The sequence below is a fragment of the Oceanobacillus locisalsi genome, from assembly GCF_042675985.1.
Taxonomy (GTDB): Bacteria; Bacillota; Bacilli; order Bacillales; family Amphibacillaceae; genus Oceanobacillus; species Oceanobacillus locisalsi.
In genome coordinates this window covers 1-4,534 of the sequence record NZ_JBHTKK010000050.1, presented here as the reverse complement: position 1 = coordinate 4,534, position 4,534 = coordinate 1, and the positions used below count along the sequence as shown (strand labels likewise).

Annotated in this window: 6 protein-coding genes; 2 read left to right on the top strand and 4 right to left on the bottom strand. The window is 37.3% G+C overall.

Annotation, left to right across the window (positions count from 1 at the left end; genetic code table 11):
- Positions 1 to 253 precede the first annotated feature (253 nt).
- From ACFQ19_RS20145 to ACFQ19_RS20135, 3 genes are all read right to left on the bottom strand, one after another.
- Positions 254 to 685: a spore coat protein gene (locus ACFQ19_RS20145; RefSeq protein WP_379594640.1), complete on the bottom strand. Its 432-nt coding sequence runs from the start codon at positions 683 to 685 to the stop codon at positions 254 to 256.
- Between the two features lie 33 nt (positions 686 to 718).
- On the bottom strand, positions 719 to 1,258 hold the full coding sequence (locus ACFQ19_RS20140; RefSeq protein WP_379594638.1) for a spore coat protein: 540 nt from the start codon (positions 1,256 to 1,258) through the stop codon (positions 719 to 721).
- 188 nt (positions 1,259 to 1,446) lie between these two features.
- A complete protein-coding gene (locus ACFQ19_RS20135) occupies positions 1,447 to 1,656 on the bottom strand; it encodes a spore coat protein (RefSeq protein WP_379594636.1) in 210 nt (69 codons plus the stop codon).
- Positions 1,657 to 1,968: 312 nt separating this feature from the next.
- Here ACFQ19_RS20135 and trhO point away from each other — a divergent pair, with 312 nt between their 5' ends.
- Positions 1,969 to 2,946: an oxygen-dependent tRNA uridine(34) hydroxylase TrhO gene (gene trhO / locus ACFQ19_RS20130; RefSeq protein WP_379594634.1), complete on the top strand. Its 978-nt coding sequence runs from the start codon at positions 1,969 to 1,971 to the stop codon at positions 2,944 to 2,946.
- 53 nt (positions 2,947 to 2,999) lie between these two features.
- Here the strand turns inward: trhO and ACFQ19_RS20125 are convergent, their stop codons facing one another.
- The gene (locus tag ACFQ19_RS20125; protein ID WP_379594642.1) at positions 3,000 to 3,680 is read right to left on the bottom strand and encodes a hypothetical protein; all 681 of its coding nucleotides are present in this window, start codon (positions 3,678 to 3,680) and stop codon (positions 3,000 to 3,002) included.
- A 95-nt stretch (positions 3,681 to 3,775) separates the two neighbouring features.
- On the opposite strand from ACFQ19_RS20125, the gene ACFQ19_RS20120 reads away from it, so the two are divergent.
- A complete protein-coding gene (locus ACFQ19_RS20120) occupies positions 3,776 to 4,255 on the top strand; it encodes a glutathione peroxidase (RefSeq protein ID WP_379594632.1) in 480 nt (159 codons plus the stop codon).
- The last annotated feature ends 279 nt before the right edge of the window (positions 4,256 to 4,534 follow it).

Genomic DNA, 4,534 nt, shown 5'->3' with positions numbered 1-4,534 from the left:
TTCTTAGAAATACCATTTACCTTCAGCTGTCTACGAATTTTTTAGCTTTTCTCGCTTAAAAATAGGAAATCATGAACCAAAAATTTTAATTTGATTCTTTAATCTGCAGGTATGAATAATTCAGGTTCAACTTATATACACTAAAAAATGATTGTTCATTGCATAAAATAATTAATGAAAGAAACTCCCTTGATATCCTTGATAAAGGGAGTTTCTGTAAAAAGCTTACCGCTATTTTTGCCACAAAAATTTTTTATAAAATATCTAAACTGACGACAATCGCCACCAGCAACTGAATTAATAGCTGAACATTAATGGCAACATCAATATCTGCCGTTGTGATATCTACATTCTTAGATTTTTCAATAATGGTTTTTTGACGGTTGCTTTGTTTTGTCTTCATCACTTGTTCAAGATCTTGGAAAACGTCTTTTGCCTGATTTGAATCAGCCAATGTAATGCTGAGTACTACTGCAATAGCTACTTCAATACCTATCTGTAAATTAACTGCTGCCTGTGTATCTGTCGTTGTTACGGTAACTCCTTCAGAGTCTTTAATAATAATCCATTCTTCCGAGGACTGCTTCGTTAAACTCTGCTGCTTGGCTGCTTCATCTACATCTGCTTGGTTGTTTCGATCATCATCACAGTAATCTAAGGCTCTCCATTCTTTTTTTGGCATCATTTTTTCAACACTCCTTTCTATCCAAGATTCGGATTACAAAATATCAATCATAATTACCAATGCAACAAGTATTTGTAAAAGCAGCTGAATATTAAGGGAAATATCCGTATCCACTGTTGTTACGGTTGCATCTTTCGTATTGTAGATAAATATTTTTTGTTTATTAACTTGGCTGGAACTAATTGTTTGCATTAACTCCTGTTCTACCGCTTCTTCATCTGACGAATCAGCAATAGATAAACGGATTACAATGGAAATGGCTAATTGCAATGCGGCTTGCAAAGATGCTCCAATCTGCGTGTCTGTTGAATTCACTGTGATATTGCATGATTCTTTCACCCAGATAACCTCTGCAGACTCCTGCTCCATATACGAATATTCATCTCCAGTTTGAACAACACTTGCCTCTCCAAAATTCGGGCCAAAGGAATTGTTATGATAAGCCGGTGCTGATTGATAATGGTTTGTGTCACAGTCATATTCATTTTCTTTCGGAGGACACATATAGTCGTCTCCATATAAGTCTTCATGGAAACGGTTGGTTCCTTCTGTTTTACTTCTGTAGACAGACATCGATTAACACTCCTTTCTTCAAGTTCTAAATTAATTTATGGTATTGATAACTATACTTCCTGTACACCTGCACAAAGAACACAGAAAATAACAAAATCACCTAGTCCAAATTTCCAGCGAGAATTCTTTGTACATCTCCCGCAAAAAATGTGAAGAAATAATGGATTTTCTTCACATTTTTATTAAAACTATTCTGATTTGGATTCATTTCTTTTTTCTTGAAACTCCTCTACTTGTGCTTTTAAATCGTTCACCATTTCTTTTAACATTTCACGCTGCTTCTCAGACAAATTATTTTTTACCTCTTCCGGTTTAATTCCATTCTTTCTGAAAACACTATCTACCATCACTTCAACTAATTTGTCAGACATCACTGGTTTATCGTATGATTCACTCATTTGTTCAGCCTCCTTCCTTCATAGTTACTTCATCTTATGGAAGAGAAGTTCCTGTTGCCTATGCTCATGTCTAAGTCCTGAAAAGTCTTATTATAGAGAAAGCCTCTTCTCCTATATATGCATTTTTTAAAATGGCAAAACGCACCGTGACGTTCGAACATCGATATGAACCGGTAATTTTGCACGTCAGAAACAAAGGTGCTGGAATAACACTGAGAAACATGATAAAATATGATGTTGCAAGAAGAAAAATGAATAAACGAAACCAAACTCATTTGTATCTTGCAAATATAAATGAACAGGTGGTACAAAATGAACACAGAACAGGATTATCAAGTTTTACTTTATTACAATTATGTGCATATTGAAGATCCAGAAACCTTTGCGGCTGAGCATCTTCAATATTGCAAAGAACTCGGATTAAAAGGACGTATTTTAATAGCAGAAGAAGGAATTAACGGGACTGTATCAGGTACGATAGAACAGACCAATGCTTATATGGAGCATATGCATGCCGACTCTCGCTTTGAAGATATGACTTTCAAAGTAGACGCGCATGATAAACATGCTTTCAAAAAAATGCATGTACGTCCCAGAAACGAATTAGTTACGCTGCGTTTAGAAGATGATATTGACCCATTAGAAACAACCGGGAAATATTTGGAGCCGAAAGAGTTCTATGAAGCATTACATGATGAAGACACCGTCGTATTGGATGCCCGCAATGATTATGAATATGATTTGGGACATTTCCGCGGTGCCATTCGTCCAGATATCAAGACCTTCCGTGAATTACCGGAGTGGGTAGAAGAAAACAAAGAAATGCTTGAAGATAAAAAAATTGTCACGTATTGTACAGGCGGTATCCGCTGTGAGAAATTCAGCGGATGGCTGAAAGATGAAGGCTTTGAAGATGTCAGCCAATTGCATGGCGGTATCGTTTCTTACGGGAAAGACCCTGAAGTTCAAGGCGAATTATGGGATGGCCAGCTCTATGTGTTTGATGAGCGTATCAGTGTTCCCGTTAACCAAAAGGAACATGTCATCATCGGAAAAGATCACTTTGACGGAGAACCTTGTGAGCGATATGTGAACTGTGCAAATCCAGAATGCAACCGGCAAATACTGGCTTCTGAGGAAAATGAGCATAAATATTTACGCGGATGTACACATGAATGCCGTGTGACCCCACGTAATCTTTATATAAAAGAACATGATTTATCCACAGAAGAAATCAAAGAGCGTTTAGCAGCTATTGGCGAAACACTTCCAGAGACAACAACCGTTTAACCCTATATAATACAAAAACAGGCTGAAGAAGGAATCTCCAGCCTGTTTTTGCATTATTTTTGATACACAATTATCCAGTCAGTGCTTGATTGTTTCATCTTGATACCAATATAACCTTCTTCAATCAGTTTTGCTTGACCGCCAATATCCTTTATATCTACTTCTTTTTGTTCTTTCGATGGAATATCATTTACAGCTAAATCATTGCAATAAATATAACGCAGCTTTCCGCCATACTTCGCCTTCACTTTATAAATGTGCATTCCTAATGCAAACTTGTCCTTCATACTCGGAATATTCCCGGGTGCAACTGTCGCTAAAATATAACGGAACCTGGATGTATCTATTTGCTTCATCATAAATTCGCCCATTTTCGTTTGTAAATGATTGCCCCGGTAATCTGGATGCACATTGGAAATCTCCGAATAGATGATTTCTGCAGCATGTTCTTTTGTTAGACCAATATCGCTTCCCAACCCCTCTTCATCAACAGTTGGATTCAGAAACGCCCGGAAAGCAATCAATTTTTCCTGATGAAAGATACCGACCATCAGCGGTTCCCCCTCTAGGATAGACCGAAACTCGGCTTCATCTAAGGTTGCTAACCTTGCTTTATCTTCTAAAGCTTCATAAACTGTCGTTTGCAAATCTAAAATATCGGGTAAGTCATTAGTAGTGAGATAACGTAAAAAAGCATCTTGTTCTGCATTTTTTAGTGGCATTGTTTTTATCATTTCAGTCACAAATTAACGTCCTTTCTTGTTATAATACAAATGGCATTATTTTGATGCATTTACATCTTATCATTTTTCGAGGTGGGGTATACAATATGACAACGATTTATGATTTTTCAGCACAAACCATTGATGGAGAAGAGAAACAGCTGTCAGATTACAAGGGAAAAGTGTTACTTATCGTTAACACAGCTAGTAAATGCGGGTTCACTCCTCAATTTGAAGGATTACAAAAACTATATGACCAGTATAAAGAGGAAGGTTTTGAAATCCTTGGTTTTCCATGTAATCAATTTGGCTATCAAGATCCGGGCTCAGAAGAAGAAATTCAAGATTTTTGCAAGGCCAATTATGGCGTCACATTCCAAATGTTCTCTAAAGTGAATGTCAAAGGACAAGACATTCATCCCCTTTTCAACTTTTTAACGAGCGAACAAAAAGGGATTTTAGGTGAACAAATTAAATGGAATTTCACAAAATTCCTTATTGATACGGATGGAAAAGTGGCAAAACGATTTGGTCCGCAAAAAAATCCGGATACGATTGAAAAAGACATCGAAGCACTTCTCCATTAAAGAACAGCGGAGGAAAGATGATACTTTCCTCCGCTGTTTTTTTGTTACTCAGCTTTCGTATTTTAAAAAGTAACTTCCTTACCATAGGAACAGGGGTAGATTGTTTCTTAGATACAGCTGTTGATAAAGACGAGAAGGTAAGGTGTAAGGTCACCGCTGCGGCGGACCGTTTTGCTTTCCGACGTACAGGACGTACTAGTGCCACGCGGCTGAAGTAAATACCCCACATTAAATTTGTAAGGTTTTAGCTTCCTTCGTCCAACGGAATGGTTTAGCCAA